The organism is Pseudomonas sp. CCC3.1, assembly GCF_034347405.1.
GTDB lineage: Bacteria > Pseudomonadota > Gammaproteobacteria > Pseudomonadales > Pseudomonadaceae > Aquipseudomonas.
On record NZ_CP133778.1, the window covers coordinates 5,716,360 to 5,736,027 of the forward strand.

General features: G+C 59.6%; 15 protein-coding genes. 4 read left to right on the top strand and 11 right to left on the bottom strand.

What is annotated here, in order from left to right; all coding sequences use genetic code 11:
- Window positions 1-155: 155 nt before the first annotated feature.
- Window positions 156-1,220, top strand: a complete 1,065-nt coding sequence (gene fba, locus RHM56_RS25225) for a class II fructose-bisphosphate aldolase (RefSeq protein ID WP_016782491.1) — start codon at window positions 156-158, stop codon at window positions 1,218-1,220.
- 59 nt (window positions 1,221-1,279) lie between these two features.
- Here fba and RHM56_RS25230 read toward each other — a convergent pair whose 3' ends face one another.
- The gene (locus tag RHM56_RS25230) at window positions 1,280-1,681 is read right to left on the bottom strand and encodes a hypothetical protein (protein WP_322237062.1); all 402 of its coding nucleotides are present in this window, start codon (window positions 1,679-1,681) and stop codon (window positions 1,280-1,282) included.
- 189 nt (window positions 1,682-1,870) lie between these two features.
- On the opposite strand from RHM56_RS25230, the gene RHM56_RS25235 reads away from it, so the two are divergent.
- Together RHM56_RS25235 and RHM56_RS25240 are read left to right on the top strand one after the other, a co-directional pair.
- Entirely contained in the window at window positions 1,871-2,371 is a 501-nt protein-coding gene (locus tag RHM56_RS25235; protein WP_322237064.1) for a M48 family metallopeptidase, read from the top strand.
- A 107-nt stretch (window positions 2,372-2,478) separates the two neighbouring features.
- Window positions 2,479-2,775: a winged helix-turn-helix domain-containing protein gene (locus RHM56_RS25240; RefSeq protein WP_322237066.1), complete on the top strand. Its 297-nt coding sequence runs from the start codon at window positions 2,479-2,481 to the stop codon at window positions 2,773-2,775.
- Here RHM56_RS25240 and RHM56_RS25245 read toward each other — a convergent pair.
- The 10 genes from RHM56_RS25245 to betI all read right to left on the bottom strand — a co-directional run bounded on the left by RHM56_RS25245 (window position 2,750) and on the right by betI (window position 17,172).
- Window positions 2,750-3,232 (bottom strand): GNAT family N-acetyltransferase, encoded by a 483-nt coding sequence (locus tag RHM56_RS25245; protein WP_322237068.1) that lies wholly within the window; start codon window positions 3,230-3,232, stop codon window positions 2,750-2,752. The genes RHM56_RS25240 and RHM56_RS25245 overlap by 26 nt on opposite strands.
- A gap of 74 nt (window positions 3,233-3,306) precedes the next feature.
- Window positions 3,307-5,481 (bottom strand): YccS family putative transporter, encoded by a 2,175-nt coding sequence (gene yccS, locus RHM56_RS25250; RefSeq protein ID WP_322237070.1) that lies wholly within the window; start codon window positions 5,479-5,481, stop codon window positions 3,307-3,309.
- Between the two features lie 294 nt (window positions 5,482-5,775).
- Entirely contained in the window at window positions 5,776-6,954 is a 1,179-nt protein-coding gene (locus tag RHM56_RS25255; protein ID WP_322237071.1) for an NAD(P)/FAD-dependent oxidoreductase, read from the bottom strand.
- A 124-nt stretch (window positions 6,955-7,078) separates the two neighbouring features.
- Window positions 7,079-8,416: an ATP-dependent RNA helicase DbpA gene (gene dbpA / locus RHM56_RS25260; protein ID WP_322241866.1), complete on the bottom strand. Its 1,338-nt coding sequence runs from the start codon at window positions 8,414-8,416 to the stop codon at window positions 7,079-7,081.
- A gap of 207 nt (window positions 8,417-8,623) precedes the next feature.
- Window positions 8,624-10,054, bottom strand: coding sequence for a multidrug transporter subunit MdtD (gene mdtD / locus RHM56_RS25265; RefSeq protein WP_322237073.1), 1,431 nt, complete (start codon window positions 10,052-10,054; stop codon window positions 8,624-8,626).
- Between the two features lie 92 nt (window positions 10,055-10,146).
- Window positions 10,147-11,484 (bottom strand): TldD/PmbA family protein, encoded by a 1,338-nt coding sequence (locus RHM56_RS25270; RefSeq protein ID WP_322237075.1) that lies wholly within the window; start codon window positions 11,482-11,484, stop codon window positions 10,147-10,149.
- Window positions 11,484-12,926 carry a TldD/PmbA family protein gene (locus RHM56_RS25275; protein ID WP_322237077.1) on the bottom strand — a complete coding sequence of 481 codons (1,443 nt, stop codon included), beginning with the start codon at window positions 12,924-12,926 and terminating at the stop codon, window positions 11,484-11,486. Before RHM56_RS25275 ends, RHM56_RS25270 begins: the two co-directional genes overlap by 1 nt.
- A 240-nt stretch (window positions 12,927-13,166) precedes the next feature.
- On the bottom strand, window positions 13,167-14,870 hold the full coding sequence (betA, locus tag RHM56_RS25280; protein WP_322237080.1) for a choline dehydrogenase: 1,704 nt from the start codon (window positions 14,868-14,870) through the stop codon (window positions 13,167-13,169).
- Between the two features lie 126 nt (window positions 14,871-14,996).
- A complete protein-coding gene (gene betB / locus RHM56_RS25285; RefSeq protein WP_322237082.1) occupies window positions 14,997-16,469 on the bottom strand; it encodes a betaine-aldehyde dehydrogenase in 1,473 nt (490 codons plus the stop codon).
- A 109-nt stretch (window positions 16,470-16,578) separates the two neighbouring features.
- Complete coding sequence (gene betI / locus RHM56_RS25290; protein ID WP_322237085.1) at window positions 16,579-17,172, bottom strand: transcriptional regulator BetI; 594 nt, start codon at window positions 17,170-17,172, stop codon at window positions 16,579-16,581.
- Window positions 17,173-17,613: 441 nt separating this feature from the next.
- On the opposite strand from betI, the gene RHM56_RS25295 reads away from it, so the two are divergent.
- Complete coding sequence (locus tag RHM56_RS25295) at window positions 17,614-19,551, top strand: BCCT family transporter (RefSeq protein ID WP_322241867.1); 1,938 nt, start codon at window positions 17,614-17,616, stop codon at window positions 19,549-19,551.
- The last annotated feature ends 117 nt before the right edge of the window (window positions 19,552-19,668 follow it).

The window sequence follows — 19,668 nt, forward strand, 5'->3', positions numbered from 1 at the left end:
ACAGGGCCGACCAGCCAGGGCTGGAGCTGTAACGTTTCAGCCGCATCGAATTCGCAGCGCCGGGGCAAACACCCGATCTGCAATTACTTGAATAGCAGCCGCCGCTACGGCAGGCTTGCACGATTAACGACCCTCGTCCGGGAGAGACACACACAATGGCACTTATCAGCATGCGCCAGATGTTGGACCACGCCGCCGAATTCGGCTACGGCGTTCCAGCTTTCAACGTCAACAACCTTGAGCAGATGCGCGCCATTATGGAAGCCGCTGACAAGACCGACTCCCCGGTGATCGTTCAGGCTTCGGCCGGCGCACGCAAATACGCGGGTGCTCCGTTCCTGCGTCACCTGATCCTGGCGGCAATCGAAGAATTCCCGCATATCCCGGTGTGCATGCACCAGGACCACGGCACCAGCCCTGATGTGTGCCAGCGTTCGATCCAGCTGGGCTTCAGCTCGGTCATGATGGACGGCTCGCTGGGCGAAGACGGCAAAACCCCAACCGACTACGACTACAACGTTCGCGTCACTCAGCAAACCGTTGCCCTGGCGCACGCTTGCGGTGTGTCGGTAGAAGGCGAGTTGGGCTGCCTGGGTTCGCTTGAAACCGGTATGGCTGGCGAAGAAGACGGCATCGGCGCAGAAGGCGTTCTGGATCACAGCCAAATGCTGACTGACCCGGAAGAGGCAGCTGACTTCGTGAAGCGCACTCAAGTGGACGCCCTGGCCATTGCCATCGGTACTTCCCACGGCGCTTACAAGTTCACCAAGCCACCGACCGGCGACGTGCTGGCGATTGATCGCATCAAAGAAATCCACAAGCGCATCCCGAACACTCACCTGGTAATGCACGGTTCGTCTTCGGTGCCGCAAGAGTGGTTGGCGATCATCAACGAATACGGCGGCGACATCAAAGAAACCTACGGTGTGCCGGTAGAAGAAATCGTTGAAGGCATCAAGCACGGCGTGCGCAAGGTCAACATCGACACCGACCTGCGTCTGGCATCCACGGGCGCGATGCGTCGCCTGATGGCCACCAACCCGAGCGAGTTCGACCCGCGTAAATTCTTCGGCGCCACTGTGACGGCCATGCGTGACGTGTGTATCGCACGTTACGAAGCGTTCGGCACCGCCGGCAACGCTTCGAAGATCAAACCGATCTCCCTGGAAGCCATGTACCAGCGTTACCTCAAAGGTGAGCTGAACGCCAAGGTCAACTAAGCCTTAGCGTCATGAAAAAACCCGCAGCGATGCGGGTTTTTTGTGCCAGTCACCACCGATCAACTGTAGGGGCGTGTAACAGCTGGTTTTTCGGGGGCTATGCCATTGCCCTTGAGCAGTGCTTCTATCAGTGCACGGGACATTTCGACGGAGTGCACCAGCGACCACACCAAGCCGCGTTCTATGCCACTGGCCAGCTCAGTGATTTCATCCGACACCTCTTCCGCGCTCTTGAGCATGATCAAGATGTGCAGCAAAGCGTCTGTTGCCCGCACATCCGCTAACACGGCAAACGGTGACTCAGGGCTGATGACCTGTGCTTGAGTGGGTTTAAGTGTATCGAGGGCCACAGGCGGGTCTTGCTGCAGGCGCTCAAGAATATGCCGGGTGGCTTCATCGTGCTGATGGTCATCGCGCTTGAGGTGTTTGGGTTTCGGATCGGCGGGCGTCGTCTTTTTCATGTCTCTTCCACGGGGATCATCGGCGACTGGTGAAGATAGCCCCGCCACTTTCCATGCCGCAAGCAGCGCTTACAGGTGTCACGCTTTCTCGGAAACGTCCGCCTATTGGCAGCGTAAAAGTCTGACATGGTAGCCATAAGAGCTGAATTCGCTACACTGGCGCACTTTTACGCTGTGCGTTGGCGACTCATGACTGTTCTCAAATACCTTCAGGCTTATCCCCAGACGTTGCAGGACCAGGTGCGCCAATTGATTGAGCGCGACCAGTTGGGCAGCTACCTGAGTGAGCGTTATCCACAGCGCCATGCGGTGCAAAGTGACAAGGCTTTGTACGCCTACGCTCAGGAAATCAAACAGGAATACCTGCGTAATGCGCCGTCCTTTGACAAGGTGCTGTTCGATAACCGACTCGACCTGACCCACCGAGCGCTGGGGTTGCACACCACCATTTCGCGGGTACAAGGTGGCAAGCTCAAGGCCAAGAAAGAGTTGCGCGTGGCCTCGCTGTTCAAGGATGCCGCGCCTGAGTTTCTGAAGATGATCGTGGTGCATGAACTGGCGCACCTCAAAGAGTCCGACCACAACAAAGCGTTCTACAAGTTGTGCGAACACATGTTGCCGGGGTATCACCAGTTGGAATTTGACCTGCGGGTGTACCTGACGTGGCGTGATCTTAATTCTGGCGCTTAACCGTAGGAGCGAGCTTGCCTCGCGAGCTTTTAAACGATCAAAAGATCGCGAGGCAAGCTCGCTCCTACAGGGGGGTAGGCCAACAAAAAAAGGGCGAGGAGTTCTGAATGGAAGTCAGTAAAACCAAAAGCAGTTTTTACCGGCGTTTGTACGTGGCCTGGTTGATCGACAGTCAGGCCGCCAGCAATGTGCCCGCGCTGACGGAAGTCACCGGTATGCCGCGCCGTACGGCCCAGGACACCATTGCCGCCCTGGCCGATCTGGACATTGTGTGTGAGTTTGAGCAGCAAGATGGCGCCCGTAATCACGCCGGGCGCTATCAGATTCACAGTTGGGGGCCGATCGATAAAGCCTGGGTTGGTCAGCACCTGGCGCAGATCAAACAGGTGCTGGGCTACCCTTGAAGGGTTTGACTCGGCGCATGCCGATGTGTGGGATGTCATCTTCAAGGTACGTTTCGCCTTCGGCGCTGAACCCGTGCTGCTCATAAAACGGCTGCAAATGCGCCTGTGCAGACATGAACACCGGCTGACCCGACCAGTACGCTTCGATGTTTTTCAGGGCCTCTTCAATCAGCGTGTGCCCCAGCTTTTGCCCGCGACCCGCAGGGGCAATGATCACGCGGCCAATCACCACGTCACCGCCTTGAGACTCAGGGTCCAGCAGGCGCGCATACGCCACCAGTTTGTCGTTTTGCCAGCCCATGACGTGCAGCGTATCGCCTGACAGGTCTTGCCCGTCGACGTCTTGATAGGCGCATTTCTGCTCGACGACGAAGACTTCCGAGCGCAGCTCCAGAATGGCGTAGAGCTGTTCTTTGCCCAGATCGCTGTGGTGTTTGCAGAGCCAGTCAGTGGTCACGGTATTGTCCTTGTTATCAAAACGATGACCCGATAGTAGGCGTGATGCTGAGTCACGCCAAGTCGCGAGACGGGCTACGGCGCTTTGACCAAATGCGCAGCCAAGGTGCGCAGTGGGCCCAGTTGGCGGCAAATCAGTGCCAATTGGGTTTGCACCAGCCGCTGGTTCTCATCGATGTCATCCGGCATCTGTTCCAGTTCGTTGGCCAGGGCTTCTTCCTCGTCACTCTGTACGGCCACCGGAAGCTTGGCGGCCAGGCCTTGGGCAATCAGGTCGATGCTGTCAGCGATGCGCCGTCCCGCGCCTTCGATCAGGTGTTCGCGCATTTCAACCGGCAACTCGGTGTCGCGGTGCGCGCCCAGACCCGACAAATAGCTGAGCAAGGTGTGTGACAGCACCAGAAAGCGGAAGCCCATGTCGGCGTCCTTACGAAAGTGCCCCGGCTCCATCAGCATGTTGGCCAGTGTGGTCGACAGCGCAGCGTCGGCGTTGTGAGCGTTACGACGCGCCAGTCGATACGCCAGGTCGTCGCTTTTGCCCTGGGCATATTGCTGCATGATCTGGCGCAGGTACTGGCTGTTACAACTCAAGGTATTGGCCAGCACCTGATTGAGCCGCCGACCCTGCCAGTCCGGCAAGAACAAGAACACCGCCGCGGCTGCAATCACGCTGCCCACCAAGGTATCGAACAGCCGTGGCAGGAACAGCCCGTAGCTGTCGCCCACCTGATTGAAGCAGAACAGAATCATCAGCGTGATCGCCGCCGTGCTCAGGGTGTAGCGCGTGGTGCGGTTGATAAAGAACACCACCCCTGCGACCACTGCAAACATCGATTGCACCAGTGGGTTAGGGAACAGATCAAACAGCGCCCAGCCCACAGCCAGACCAATGGCGGTGCCGATGATCCGCTGGCTGAACTTGCGTCGCGTCGCGCCGTAACTCGGCTGGCACACGAACAGCGTGGTGAGGATGATCCAGTAACCCTGGCTTGGGTGAATCCAGTGCACCATCCCGAAGCCGATGCTCAGTGCCAACGGCAAGCGCAGGGCGTGGCGGAAGATCAGCGAGGTTGGCGTCAGGTGCTGACGCAAGCGCGACCACACATCCTTGAGGTTACGGGGCGAGCGGTCCAGCAGGCTGCTGTCGGTCGCGTCGGCCAGGGTGTCGGGGTTGCTGGCATCGCTCAACAAACGGTCCAGCGTGCCGAGGTTGGCCGCCAGTGCGCGCAATGAACGCAGCAGCCCGCGCCAGGCCGGGTTGCTCTGGATGCGCAAGTGTTCGAGGGAGGCGTGCAGGTCGCTCAGCGCCTCGGCAAAGCTGTCGTCATAGACAAACGGCTGGCGCAGCTTGATTGAGTCCGACAGGCGCTGACAGGCCACGCCTTGCTGGCGCAGCAGGCGTTGGCAGCGGAACATCACGTCACTGTGGAAAAAGGCATCGGCCAGTGCGTTATACGGGTAGTGCGATGAACTGGCGCGTTCGTGGATGTCTTGCGCCAAAAAGTACAGCTTGAGGTAGCGGCTGAGCTTGGTGCCCGGTCGCGAGTTGCCGACCCGGTGCAGGATGATTTCTTTGGCGGTGTTCAGCGCGGCCACAACCCGGCCGTTTTGGCGGGCCAGTTCCAGTCGGCCCGCTTCTACATCGAGGTTGCGAACCGGTTCAAACAGCGACGATTTGAGCTTGAGGTACAGGCCAAGCTCCCAGAACAGTCGCGACAGACTTTGCTGCACCGGCTGATTGGAAAACAGTGCCTGCCACAGCACCGAGAGCATTCCGTACCAGGCCGCGCCTGCCACCAGCAGCAAGGGTTCATGCCAGAAGTCGGTGACTTCGCCGCCGCGTTGATCCACGCCAATCATGGTGTACACGGCCAGAATCAGCGTCGCAGAGGCAATTGCCCCATAGCGTTCACCCAACGCCCCGAGCATGGTCAGGGCAAAGCCCGCCAGTGCCAGCGCACAGACCATCAGCCAAGGGTAGGGGAAGAGCAGTTCAACACTGATTGCCGAGGCGCTGAAGCACACCAGCGTGACCAGCAACGCGTTCAGGCGGCCTTGCCAACTGTCATCGGTCTCTGACAAAGCGCTGGCGATAATCCCCAAAAACAAAGGAATCAGCAGCGACATCTCGTCGTGATACCAGCAAAAAGCCATGCTGCCGGTCAGGGCGATGAACACCCGAACGCTGTAACTGAACTTGTCCCGCGCCCACAGACGGCGCAGCGAATGGCTGAAGCTTTTCGATGACATGAAGTGGCGGTGCCTTGCGAATCGATTCGCTAAATTGAGCCAGATAAGACGCCAGCGCAATGGCACTGTTCACATCGAACAGAAAATATTTTTTTGCCTAAATGCAAACCCGTGTTGAAGGTTAGCCTGGACCTCGTAGCAGTTGACGAGCCTTGCGAGGCTACGTCCGATTGCGCAGCGATCGTAAAGCCAGAGAACTCGGTTTAACTGGAGAGCAGTGATAGCCCATTTACGACTGCTGCGCAGCCGGACGTAGCCTCGCAAAGCTCGTCAACTGCTACACAGTGAGTGGCGCTAGACGAACTGCGCGGCTGCATACCCCGACGCCCATGCCCACTGGAAGTTGAAGCCACCCAGGTGGCCGCTCACGTCCAGTACTTCGCCGACAAAATACAGCCCCGGGCTTTTCAGCGATTCCATGGTCTTGGACGACACTTCGCGGGTGTCCACGCCGCCCAGCGTGACCTCAGCGGTGCGATAGCCTTCGGTCCCGGCGGGCACGACTTTCCAGCTCGCCAGTTTGTCCGCCACGTCAGCCAGCTCGCTTGGGGTGTATTGCTTCATGGGCTTGGACACGAACCAATGCTCGGCCAGCAGGTTGGCCATCTTCTTGGTGAAGATTTCACCGAGCAGGGTTTTCAGTTCGCTGTTCGGGCGTTCGGCCTGTTGGGCTTGCAGCCAGCTCAGCGCGTCCAGATCCGGCAGCAGGTTGATCTCAACGGTGTCGCCGCTGTTCCAGAACGACGAAATCTGCAAAATCGCCGGGCCACTCAGGCCGCGGTGGGTGAACAGAATGTTCTCGCGAAAGCTTTGATCGTTGCAGCTCACCAGGCAGTCCACCGAAGTGCCCGAGAGTTCGGTGCAGATCTCTTTGAGCTGATCGGTAATGGTGAACGGCACCAATCCTGCGCGGGTCGGCAGCAAGGTGTGGCCAAACTGTTTAGCCACTTGATAACCAAACCCGGTGGCGCCGAGGGTCGGGATCGACAGGCCGCCAGTGGCGATGACCAGCGACTGGCAGTTCAATTGATCCAGCGTGGTCTTGAGGCTGTAGCCGGTGTCGGTTTTCTCGATCTGCTCAACCGAGGTGTCCAGGTGCAGGCTGACGCCCGCCTGTTGGCACTCGCTGAGGAGCATTTCAAGGATGTCGCTGGATTTGTTATCGCAGAACAACTGGCCGAGTTTCTTCTCGTGGTAAGGCACGCCGTGCTTGCTCACCAGTTCGATGAAATCCCATTGGGTATAACGGGCCAGTGCCGACTTGCAGAAGTGCGGGTTCTGCGACAGGAAGTTGCTCGGCTCGGTGTACATATTGGTGAAGTTGCAACGGCCGCCGCCCGACATCAGGATCTTCTTGCCCGCCTTGTTGGCGTGGTCGATCAGCATCACCTTGCGCCCACGCCCGGCAGCGGTCAGCGCGCACATCAAACCTGCGGCGCCAGCGCCAATAATCACAACGTCGGTGGTACGCAAAGCGGTGTCCTCAAATACGGCGGGTAACTCTGTAGGAGCGAGCTTGCTCGCGATCTTTTGATCTTTAAAAGCAAAGATCGCGAGCAAGCTCGCTCCTACGGGGGCAGGGTATGGCGCGGTGGGCTTACAACACCCGAACGCGCAGCGAGCGGCCTTTGATTTTGCCGTCGCTCAAGCGCTGGGCCGCTTGCTTGGCAATGGTGCGGTCTACGGCCACGTAAGCCTGGAAGTCAAAGATCGCGATTTTGCCGACCTGGGCGCCCGGGATACCCGCGTCGCCAGTCAGTGCGCCAAGGATATCGCCTGGGCGAACCTTGTCTTTGCGGCCTGCACCAATCACCAGGGTGCTCATGGCGGGCAGCAAAGGCGCGCCGCCCTGAGAGGTGAGGGTGTCCAGCGTTTCCCAGTTCAGCGGGGCTTTCTGCAATTGCTCGATGGCCTGGGCGCGGTGCGCTTCGGACGGTGCCACCAGGCTGATAGCAATGCCTTTTTCACCGGCGCGACCGGTACGGCCAACGCGGTGAATGTGGATTTCCGAATCGCGGGCCAGCTCAACGTTGATCACCATGTCCAGTGCGTCGATGTCCAGACCACGGGCCGCTACGTCAGTCGCCACCAGCACCGACGTCGAGCGGTTGGCGAACATCGCCAGCACTTGATCGCGGTCGCGCTGTTCCAGATCGCCGTGCAGGCCGACCGCAGAAATACCTTTGGAGGTCAGGTGATCAACGGTTTCCTGCACCTGCTGCTTGGTGAAGCAGAACGCGACGCACGATTGCGGACGGAAGTGCCCCAGCACTTTGGTCACGGCGCTCATGCGTTCTTCTGGCGAGATCTCGTAGAAACGCTGTTCGATCTGGCTGTCGGTGTGCAGTGCTTCAGCTTTGACCTGTTGCGGGTTACGCATGAACTTGGACGACAGCTGCTTGATGCCCACCGGGTAGGTGGCCGAAAACAGCAGGGTCTGGCGGCGTTCTGGAGTCTGCTGAATGATGTCTTCGATGGCGTCGTAGAAACCCATGTCGAGCATGCGGTCTGCTTCGTCGAGCACCAGCGTGTTCAGACCGTCGAGGACCAGCGAGCCTTTGCGCAAGTGCTGCTGGATGCGGCCCGGCGTGCCGACGATGATGTGCGCGCCGTGCTCCAGCGAGCCGATTTGCGGGCCGAACGACACGCCGCCACACAGGGTCAGCACTTTGATGTTGTCTTCGGCGCGGGCCAGACGGCGGATTTCCTTGGCCACCTGGTCAGCCAGTTCACGCGTCGGGCAGATCACCAGCGCCTGGCAACCGAAGAAGCGCGGGTTGATCGGGTTCAGCAGGCCGATGCCGAATGCAGCGGTTTTGCCGCTGCCGGTCTTGGCCTGAGCGATCAGGTCCATGCCTTTGAGAATCACCGGCAAGCTCTGCGCCTGAATCGGCGTCATCTGGGCATAACCGAGGGAGTCGAGGTTAGCCAACATGGCGGCGGACAGAGGCAGAGTGTTAAAAGCGGTGGCAATGGTGGTCACGGGACTGGCCTGCAAAACAAAATGTCGCGCAGTGTAACAGCCCTGTGCCCAATGCCCGAACATTCTGGACGAGAAGTCACCCGTACCCTGTAGGAGCGAGCTTGCCTCGCGAACCTTTAAAGGCTCGCGAGACAAGCTCGCTCCTACAGGAGGGCGGTGTTAATGATCCAGCTCATGCTCCGAGTTGGCTTTGGGTTTGCGCCCGTCTTGGGGTGACAGTTGCAGGAAAATCGCCGCCGCCAGCATGGCCATGATCCCGACCGTCAGGAAGGTCAGCTGGAACGCCCCCAGCACCGTGTCCACGCCGTCATTGGCGCCGTCCCCGGTGAAGCCGCCCAGCAGGGCACCGGCACACGCAACCCCCAGACTCAGCGACAGTTGCGCCACCACCGACAGCAAGCTGTTGCCGCTGCTGGCGCTGGCGTCATCAAGGTCAATCAGGGTCACAGTGTTCATCGCCGTGAACTGCAAGGAGTTGATGGCGCCCAGAACGGCCAGCATCGCCAGCAGCAGCGGGTAGGGCGTGTGCGCGGTGACCAGGCCCATGCTGGCCAGCATGATCCCGAGCGCGAGGGTGTTGCCGGTCAAAATGATGCGATAGCCCAGGCGTTCGATCAGCGGTCGCGCTATCCACTTGGCCAGCATGGCGGCTGCCGCCAGCGGCAACATGCTCATCCCGGCTTGCGAGGGTGAATAGCCCAAGGCCACTTGCAGCAGCAACGGCACCAGAAACGGCAACGCGCCACTGCCCAGACGGGCGAACAGGTTGCCCAGAATACCCACGGCAAAGGTTTTGGTTTTAAACAGCACCGGGGAGAACAGCGGGTTGCTGATATTGGCGGCGCGCAACCAATACGCGGCCAGGCACGCCAGCCCCGCAAACAGCAGCAACATCACTCGCAGGTGTGGCATGTGCAACTCGCCCAGGCCTTCCATCGCAATGGTGATAAACACCATGGCCGCGCCAAACAGCACAAAGCCCAAGGCGTCGAAGCGCGTGCGTTCGTCGCCGCGCAAGTCCGGGATAAAGTGCCACACGGCCCAGCAACCGAGCATGCCCACCGGCAAGTTGATCAAGAAAATCCAGTGCCAGCTCAGGTACTGCACCATCCAGCCGCCCATGGTCGGGCCGATCAGCGGGCCGAGCAGGCCGGGGATGGTGATAAACCCCATGATGCGCACCAGTTCCGAGCGCGGGTAGGCTTTGAGCACCACCAGGCGCCCGACCGGGATCATCAAGGCACCGCCCAGCCCCTGCAGAACCCTGGCTGCAATCAGTTCGTTGAGGGTGCTCGACAGGGCGCAAAACAGCGATCCGATGCTGAATAGCAGAATGGCGCTGAAGAAGATCTTTTTGGTGCCGAAGCGGTCAGCGATCCAGCCCGAAGCCGGGATCAGCAAGGCCACCGTGAGCATGTACGCAACAATCACCCCCTGCATGCGCAGCGGGTTTTCCTTGAGGTCGCGGGCCATGTCGGGGAGGGCTGTATTGAGGATGGTGCCGTCGAGCGACTGCATAAAGAACGCGATGGCCACCACCCACGGCAACCAGCGTAATGTTTCGGGCGTGAGAACCGGGCGTACGGGCATAGGACCTCTTTCTAATTGTTCGAGGATCTACTGTAGGAGCGAGCTTGCCTCGCGATCTTTTAAACGATCAAAAGCTCGCTCCTACAGGGTATTTACAACGTCAACGTGATTTTTTTAACCAACGCACCCGGCAGCAGATTCGACGCAGTCTGGCGCTGATCGTAAGTGCTGGCTGACAACAGCAGCTCCCGCTCTGCGGTCAGTGCTTCAAGTTCTGAACCCAGCAGGCTGTAGACGCTGTCATCAAAACGCATGGTGTTGACCGGTGCCTTGATCTCGCCGTCTTCCACCCAGAAGGTGGCGAAGCGCGTCATGCCCGTGAGGCGCGCTGCTGGTTGGTCAGAATAGTTCAAATACCACAGGTTGCTGATGTACAGACCGGTGCCCAACTGCTTGAGAATATCGGCCTGCGCCAGCGTGCCTGCGGCCATTGCCAGTGCGCTGGGGGCTTCACCCGAAGGGGCGCCGTTGACCTCCAGTCCATACTCGGCTGCGCTGCGCGAACCCACCAATTGCTGATGGGACTTGCCCTGTTTGACCAGCGACAAATCCTGACGCGGATACCCTTCGCTCGAAAATGCCGGGCTCAAGGATTGGCTTACTTGTTCGTCCAGTGACACCAGCGGGCTTAATGTGGCATCTCCGGCGTAGAGCTTTTGCAGCGGGCTGTATTTGCTGGCCAAGGCCTGCGCCGAGAAACCGCCCCAGCACAGCATGCTCATGACTTCTTCCAGCGCCGCGGGCGCCAGGTAGGCACGGTACTCGCCGGGCGCGAGCACGTGCGCGGGGCGGTCCAGAAACGCCAATTGCTCGCGGGCCAGTTGCATGCGCTGGGCGAAGCGTTCGCGGTTCCAGTCGGCCCCGGCGTAGCTGGCTTTCACCGCTTGGCCGTTGCTGTGGAACAGGCTCCAGTCAAAGTTGAAGCTGTTGGCCTGATGCCAGCCAAACGCGCCCTCTGAGCTGGCATAGCCATAGCTGATCGGGCCGCTGGCGTAGAACCCGACCAGATCGACGCCTTTGGCTGCACGGCGGATGTCATCCAGCACCTGAGCGGTGTCAGGCAAGGGATCGGCCTGCACGTTACGGCTGTGCCAGGGCTCGGGGTTCAGCCGTAGATACGGGTCGGCTGGTAGCAGGGGCAAGGTTTCACGCAGTTGTTTCAGGGCGTGGGCCAAGCGCTGCTGATCGTCAGCGGGCGCACCCGCCAACGTGACACTGACGCTGGCATGGCGACCGTCGTTAATCAGCTTGAGGTCGATGCTGGCTTGCTGCACCTGCCCGGCCTGGCGCACCTTGCCCTTGTTGAAGCGGATGAACTCAGAGGCTTCAGCGTCGTAGCCCAGGGTGAATTGTTCGGGGCCTTGAATCGCGTCGCGCAGCCACGCGACCAACCCTTCGAACTGCTCGGCCTGACTCAATGGGGTACTCATCAGGCATCTCCTCCAAACACATCAATGTCACTGAACACACAGGCCGGGGACGCATGGCCCACGCGGACCACCTGGTTCGGTTCACCTTTGCCGCAGTTGGGCGTGCCCAACACTTTAAAGGTGCTGGCGTCGCCCACGGCGCTGAGGTTGCGCCAGAACTGCTCGGAAATACCCCGGTAGTTGGGGTTTTTGACCACGCCCTTGAGTTCGCCGTTCTCGATCAACTGGCCCCATTCGCAACCAAACTGGAACTTGTTGCGGGCATCGTCAATCGACCACGAGCGGTTGTTGGCCATCAAAATGCCGTTTTCGATGCCGCCAATCATCTGCGCCATGGACTGATCGCCCGGCTCGATATTGAGGTTGGCCATGCGGTCAATCGGCGCGCGGTTCCAGCTGCATGCGCGGCTGTTGGCCACGCCTTCGAGGCCTGCGCGAAACTGCGACAGCGCACCGCCCAGCGGGCGCAGCAGCAAGCCTTCGCGGATCAAGAATTCTTTGCTCGCCGGAGTGCCGTCATCGTCAAAGCGATAACTGGCGAGCTGCTCGGGAATCGTCGGGTCGAACGTTACGTTGAGCAATGCAGAGCCGTATTGCAGGTGGCCGAAATCGCTGGTTTTAACGAAGCTGGTGCCTGCGTAGTTGCGCTCGTCACCCAAAATGCGGTCCAGCTCCAGCGGGTGGCCGATGGACTCGTGGATTTGCAGAATCATCTGGTCGGGCATCAGCAGCAGGTCGCGCTTGCCCTTGGGGGTGTTGGGCGCGAGCAACAGTTGCAATGCCTGATCGGCGACGGTTGGGCCTGCGCCGATCAGCCCGCTGCGGCGGATCGCATCAAAGCCGCCTTGCTGGCCAAAGTTTTCGCGGCCCAGGCTGCGGCTTTGGCTGTCGTTGCCGTCATAGGCGGTGACGCTGATGCCGGGGAATACAAAGCGCTGGGCCTGACGCAGCTCGGCACCGGCACTGTTGAGGTAGATCTGTTCGACGTTATTAAGGCCGAGCGAGACCTCCCAGCTCACCAGTCGCGGGTCTTTGGGGACCGAGGCTGATTCTGCGCCCAGCAGTTCATAGCACTCGCTCAGCGACGGGAAGGCCTGATCAAGATCGGGAGAAAAGTAATCGGCCTGGGCGCTGGAGACGGGCTCCTGGCTCAGATCGAGCAGCGCGTGGTCGGCAATCAGGCGGGCTTGAGCTTCGGCGCGTTCGAGGGCAGCTTGCAGCCCGGCTTGCGACAGGTCGTTGGTTGCGGCATAGGCTTCAACCCCCTTGAGCCGCACCGTCAGCATCGCGCCTTGGTCGTGCCTGAATGACGGGGGTTCTGCAACATTCTTGCGTACCGACAGGTAGTGCCCCGATTCGTGTACATAGCGCAGCGAAAAGAACTCGGCCCGGGTGCGCAGCGCGGCAAAGCGCTGCTTGAGCTGAGGGTGAAAATCGAACATGCACGGACCTCCGAAAGCGGGAAATCGGGTGTACAGGGGGGAGTGAGGCGCGAAACGAGGCACTAGAGTAGGCCTGCGTTGAGGTGGGGGCAAGCGGAGGAGAATGAAATGAAAAGCCCGTACCCGTGGGAGCGGGCTTGCCCGCGATGCAAGCGGCTGGGTCTATCCGGTAAATCGAAGAGAGGCCATCGCTGGCAAGCCAGCTCCCACAGGTTTTTGCAGGAGCTGGCGTATGCGGCGTTACTGCGCGGTACGGCTCACGTCACGCAGTGGCTTGCCACGTACTGGCGCGTCGCCTGCGACGTAGTAGTCGGCGGTGCTGCGCGGCAGTGGCTGGCGGCCACGGATCTTGTCGGCGATTTTCTCGGCGATCATGATCGTCGGCGCGTTCAAGTTGCCCGTGGTGATCAACGGCATGATCGAGGCATCGACCACGCGCAGACCCTGCATACCATGCACGCGACCTTCACCATCAACCACGGCCATCTCGTCGGTGCCCATTTTGCACGAGCAAGACGGGTGGAACGCGGTCTCGGCGTGTTCACGGATAAAGGTGTCCAGCTCTTCGTCGGTCTGCTTGTCGATCCCGGGGCTGATTTCGCGGCCACGGAACGCGTCCAGCGCAGGCTGTTGCATGATTTCACGGGTCAGGCGGATGCCGTCGCGGAATTCTTGCCAGTCTTGCTCGGTGGACATGTAGTTGAACAGGATGCTCGGGTACTCACGCGGGTCCTTGGACTTCACGTTGATCCGGCCACGGCTTGGCGAGCGCATGGAGCCCATGTGCGCCTGGAAACCGTGCTCTTTCACGCCATTGCTGCCGTTGTAGTTAATCGCCACCGGCAAGAAGTGGTACTGAATGTTCGGCCAGTCGAAATGCTCACGGGTGCGAATAAAACCACCGGCTTCGAACTGGTTGCTCGCGCCAATGCCTTTGCCCAAGAACAGCCACTCCGCGCCAATGGCTGGCTGGTTGTACCAGAGCAGCGACGGGTACAGCGACACCGGCTGGGTGCACGCATATTGCAGGTACAGCTCAAGGTGGTCTTGCAGGTTTTGGCCAACACCCGGCAGGTCATGTACCACGGGGATGTCGAGGCTGTTCAGCAGTTCGGCCGGGCCAACGCCGGAACGTTGCAGCACGGTCGGCGAACCGATGGCGCCGCTGCACAGCAGCACTTCTTTGCGCGCCTTGGCTTCAATGCGCACATGGTTGTCGCCGACCATGTAGTGCACGCCGACCGCACGCTTGCCTTCAAACACAATCTTGTCGGTCAGGGCGTGGGTGACGATGGTCAGGGTCGAGCGCTGCTTGGCCGTGTCCAGGTAACCGCGAGCGGTGCTGGCGCGACGGCCGTTCGGCGTCACGGTACGGTCCATCGGGCCGAAGCCTTCTTGCTGGTAGCCGTTCAAGTCTTCGGTGCGCGGGTAACCGGCTTGCACGCCGGCTTCAACCATGGCGTGGAACAGCACGTTATTGCCCGCTTTGGGCGTGGTCACACTGACTGGGCCATCGCCACCGTGGTAGTCGTTCGGGCCGATGTCGCGGGTTTCGGCCTTGCGGAAATACGGCAGGCAGTCCAGGTACGACCAGTCTTCCAGGCCCGGGTTTTTCGCCCAGCCGTCGTAGTCCATCGCGTTGCCACGGATGTAGCACATGCCGTTGATCAGCGAAGAGCCGCCCAGGCCCTTGCCCCGGCCACATTCCATGCGGCGGCCGTCCATGTGTGGTTCCGGGTCGGTTTCAAAGGCCCAGTTGTAGCGACGGCCTTGCAGCGGGAACGCCAGTGCGGCAGGCATCTGGGTACGGAAATCGAAACGGTAGTCCGGGCCGCCCGCTTCAAGCAGCAGCACAGTGACGCCTTGGTCTTCAGTCAGACGGGTCGCCAGGGTGTTACCGGCAGAGCCGGCACCAATGATGATGTAGTCGAATTCTTGGGACATAAAATGCACCCTCTTTGATGTAGGTCAGATCACTTGAACCCTGTAGGAGCGAGCTCGTCTCGCGATCTTTAAAAAGATCAAAAGATCGCGAGACGAGCTCGCTCCTACAGGTATTACGTTTTGGGTTTAGAACACCGAAACGTAATCGCCCAGCTCTACCTGAACCGATTTGATCTGGGTGTACTGCGCCAGCGAGCTGATGCCGTTTTCACGGCCAATGCCCGACTGCTTGTAGCCGCCGACCGGCATTTTGGCGTCGGACTCGCCCCATGCGTTGATCCAGCAGATACCCGCTTCCAGTTGATGAATCACGCGGTGTGCGCGGTTCAGGTCTTTGGTCACAACGCCCGCGGCCAGGCCGAACTCGGTGTCGTTGGCGCGGCGGATCACTTCTTCTTCGCTGTCGTACGTGAGGATGCTCATCACCGGGCCAAAGATTTCTTCTTTGACGATGGTCATCTCGTCGGTGCAGTCAGTGAACACGGTCGGGGCCACGAAGGCGCCCTTGCCCAGTTCGCCTTCGATCAGACGTTCGCCGCCGCACAGCAGGCGGGCGCCTTCTTCTTTACCTTTGGCAATGTAGCCCAGCACGCTTTCCATGTGAGCAAAGCTGACCAGCGGACCGAAATTGGTGTTTTCGTCTTCCGGGTTACCGATGCGGATGCGTGCAACGCGTTCCAGAATCTTGGCTTCAAAGGCGGCTTTGAGCTCAGTCGGGATGAACACGCGGGTGCCGTTGGTGCACACCTGGCCCGAGCTGTAGAAGTTGGCCATCATCGCGGTATCTGCCGCGCGGTCCAGGTCGGCGTCGTCAAAAATGATCAGTGGCGACTTGCCGCCCAGTTCCATGGTCACTTCCTTCAAGGAAGAGCTGGTGGCGCTGGAGGTGACTTTTTTGCCGGTGTCGGTGCCGCCGGTGAACGAGATTTTCTCGATGCGCGGGTGCTCGGTCAGCCAGGTGCCGACTTCACGGCCGCTGCCGGTCAGGACGTTGAACACGCCGTCTGGCAGGCCCGCTTCGGTGAAGATCTCCGCCAGTTTCAAGGTGGTCAGCGAGGTGACTTCGCTTGGCTTGAAGATCATCGCGTTACCGGCAGCCAGCGCCGGGGCGGATTTCCACAAAGCGATCTGGATCGGGTAGTTCCACGCGCCGATACCGGCAACCACGCCCAGCGGCTCGCGGCGGGTGTAAACGAAAGAGGTGGTGCGCAGCGGGATCTGCTCGCCTTCGATGGCGGGCGCCAGGCCTGCGTAGTATTCCAGCACGTCGGCGCCGGTGACGATGTCGACGTAACGGGTTTCGGAGTACGACTTGCCGGTGTCCAGGGTTTCCAGGGCGGCCAGCTCATCGTTGCGCTCGCGCAGGATTTCAACCGCGCGGCGCAGAATGCGTGAACGCTCCATCGACGTCATGGCGGCCCAGATTTTCTGGCCTTTTTCAGCGCTGACAACGGCGCGCTCAACGTCTTCCTTGGTTGCACGTTGCACTTGAGCGAGGACTTCGCCGTTAGCCGGGTTGATGGCATCGAAAGTAGCGTCGCTACCGGCGTCGGTGTAACCGCCGTCGATGTAGAGTTTTTGCAGTTCGAAACGGGCCATAAAATCCTCGCAAGTGCAGACAAGTGGTGGGCGTTAATCGTGAGTCGGGTGCCCTCTAGCTGTGGCACCGCAGATTCACGACAGTTCAGGGGTTAAGCGTTAATTGGGCCTAACTCACCTGTTTCGCCAGTTGTAGATCCATGTATTCGTAGCAGATGCGTTGTGCCTGCTCGGTGTCGAAAGCGTCTCCCGACAGGGCACCCCGCAACCATAGACCATCGATGAGGGCTGCCAGGCCGCGTGCGGCATTGCGGGCTTCAGCCAGCGGCAGTGCCCGACGGAACTGGCAGCACAGATTGGAGTACAAACGGTGATCGTTGATCCGCTGCAATCTGTGCAACGACGGCTGGTGCATGCTGGCTGCCCAAAAGGCCAGCCAGGTTTTCATTGCCGGGCCACTCACCTGGCTGGCGTCAAAGTTGCCTTCAACGATCACCTGCAAGTGTGCCCTTGGGCTGTCGTCCTCAAGCGCTTGGCGGCGCTCGCTGACGTTGTCGATCAATACGTTCATCAAGTACCGCATGGTGGCGGCAATCAAACCGTTCTTGTCACGAAAGTAGTGACTGATGATGCCGTTCGACACACCTGCCAAACGGGCGATCAGCGCAATGCTGGCATCTGCCATCCCGACCTGATCGACCGCCAACAACGTGGCTTCGATCAACTGCTGGCGGCGTATGGGTTGCATACCGACCTTGGGCATTTTGTACATCTCCTTGGGCCGGCGAGCAGTGCACAACGATCACTGAACGACGGCCAGTCTATTTTGTTTTGATTGAACGTTCAATCAACAAAGAATAAGCTCTGCGACAATTCGTCGCGTGCTGTTGTGTTTTTCCTACAACAATCGCCGAAAAACGACACGGTAAATATCTCCGGATGCAGAGAGCCGGTAGGAGCGAGCTTGCCTCGCGATCTTTTGATCTTTTAAAAGATCGCGAGGCAAGCTCGCTCCTACAGGGACAGGCAGGGTCCGGTTTTTAAGCGGTGTCTTTATATCACTCGACCGTTAGTCGCTATGTAACCGATTGGTCGAGTGGTGCGTTGCCTTAAGTCCTTGTGTCGCACTGCCTGGAGCACCCGTGCAATGAGTTCTGCCTCCCTTATAAAGACCCCGCCGCAAAAGGTGACGGTCAACGGTTGGGTGTTTTACACCTCCACCGCCTTGATATTGCTGTTGACTGCCATTTTGATCGCTGCCCCCGAAGAAGCCGGGCGCATTCTGGGCATTGCCCAAGAATGGCTGTCGCGCAGCTTCGGCTGGTACTACATGGTGGTGATCGCCGCTTACCTGATATTCGTCGTGGGCCTGGCGTTTTCGTCCTACGGCAAACTGAAACTGGGCACCAAGCAAGACACGCCCGACTTCAGCTATGGCGCCTGGGCCGGGATGCTGTTCTCGTCCGGTATCGGCATCTCCTTGTTGTATTTCGGCGCGTCCGAGCCGCTGGACCACTACTTCAATCCGCCAGAAGGCGTGTCGGCCAGCCATGAAGCGGCGCGTCAGGCGTTGCAACTGACCTTCCTGCACTGGGGCCTGCACGGCTGGGCGATCTACGCATTGGTCGGTTTGGCCGTGGCCTACTTTGCCTATCGCCACAACCAGCCGCTGGCGCTGCGTTCGGCGCTGTACCCGCTGATGGGCGAGCGTTGGGTCAAAGGCGCGGCGGGCCATGCGGTCGACGGCTTCGGCATGTTCGTGACCCTGCTCGGTCTGGTGACCAACCTGGGCATTGGTTCGATGCAAGTGTCGTCGGGGCTGGAAAACCTGTTCGGCATGCAGCACAGCAACACCAACCTGCTGATCGTGATCATCGTGATGAGCACCGTGGCCACCATCGCCGCGGTCTCGGGTGTTGAAAACGGCATTCGTCGGCTGTCCAACCTGAACATCGTGCTGTTCAGTGGTTTGCTGATTTTCGTGCTGCTGTTCGGCCCCACCTTGCACCTGCTCAACGGCTTTGTGCAAAACACCGGTGACTACCTTAACGGCATCATCATGAAAACCTTCGACTTGTACGTGTACGAAGGCGACACCCAGAAGACTGAGGGCTGGCTGGGCCTGTGGACCTTGTTCTACTGGGCATGGTGGATTTCCTGGGCCCCATTCGTGGGCATGTTCATCGCCCGTATTTCCCGTGGTCGTACCGTGCGTGAACTGGTCGCGGGTGTGTTGTTGATTCCGCTGGGCTTCACCCTGGCGTGGTTGTCGATTTTCGGTAACTCGGCCCTCGACCTGGTGGTTAACCAAGGTGCGGTAGAACTGGGCAAAACGGCCCTCGAACAACCGTCGATGGCGATTTACCAACTGCTTGAGCATTACCCCGCGTCGAAAATCGTGATCGGTGTGTCGATCTTTGTCGGCTTCGTCCTGTTCCTGACGCCTGCGGATTCCGGCGCGGTGATGATGGCCAACCTGTCGTGCACAGGCGGGGACGTGGACGAAGACGCGCCGCATTGGCTGCGTATTTTCTGGTCGGTGGTGATCACCCTGGTGACGATCGGTTTGTTGTTTGCCGGTAACTTTGCGGCCATGCAAACCATGGTCGTGCTGGCAGGCCTGCCGTTCTCGGTGGTGCTGGTGTTGTTCATGTTTGGCCTGCACAAAGCCATGCGCCAAGACACCCTGGTTGAGCAGGAACAAGCCGAGCTGGCGGCCCGTGGCCGTCGTGGTTTCAGCGAGCGTTTGACGGCCCAAGACCTGCAACCGACCCAAGCGGTGGTGCAGCGCTTTATGGACAAACACGTGACCCCGGCCCTTGAAGAAGCCGCGGTGCAACTGCGCAGCCAGGGGCTGGAAGTACAAACCCTGTTGGGCAGCGCCAAGCGGTGCATGGGCGTGCGGGTCGAGATGGAGGAAGGCAACCCGTTTGTCTACGAAGTCAGCCTGGACGGCTATTTGGCCGCGCCGAGCGAGTCTGACCAGGACGAAGTGCGCAGTCGTTACTACCGGGCCGAAGTGTATTTGCACAACGGCAACCAGGAGTACGACCTGATGGGTTTCACCCAAGAACAAATCAGCCGTGACGTGCTCGACCAGTTTGAAAGCCATCGCCAGCTCCTTGGCAGGGTGTACAGCTAAAGGCTCACGCCTCACGTAGCAGCTGCCGAAGGGACGAGGCTGCGTCCGATTGCGAAGCGATCGTAAAACCTGCACAAGCGGTTTACTTGAAAAACCGCGTTGTCTGGATATACGACG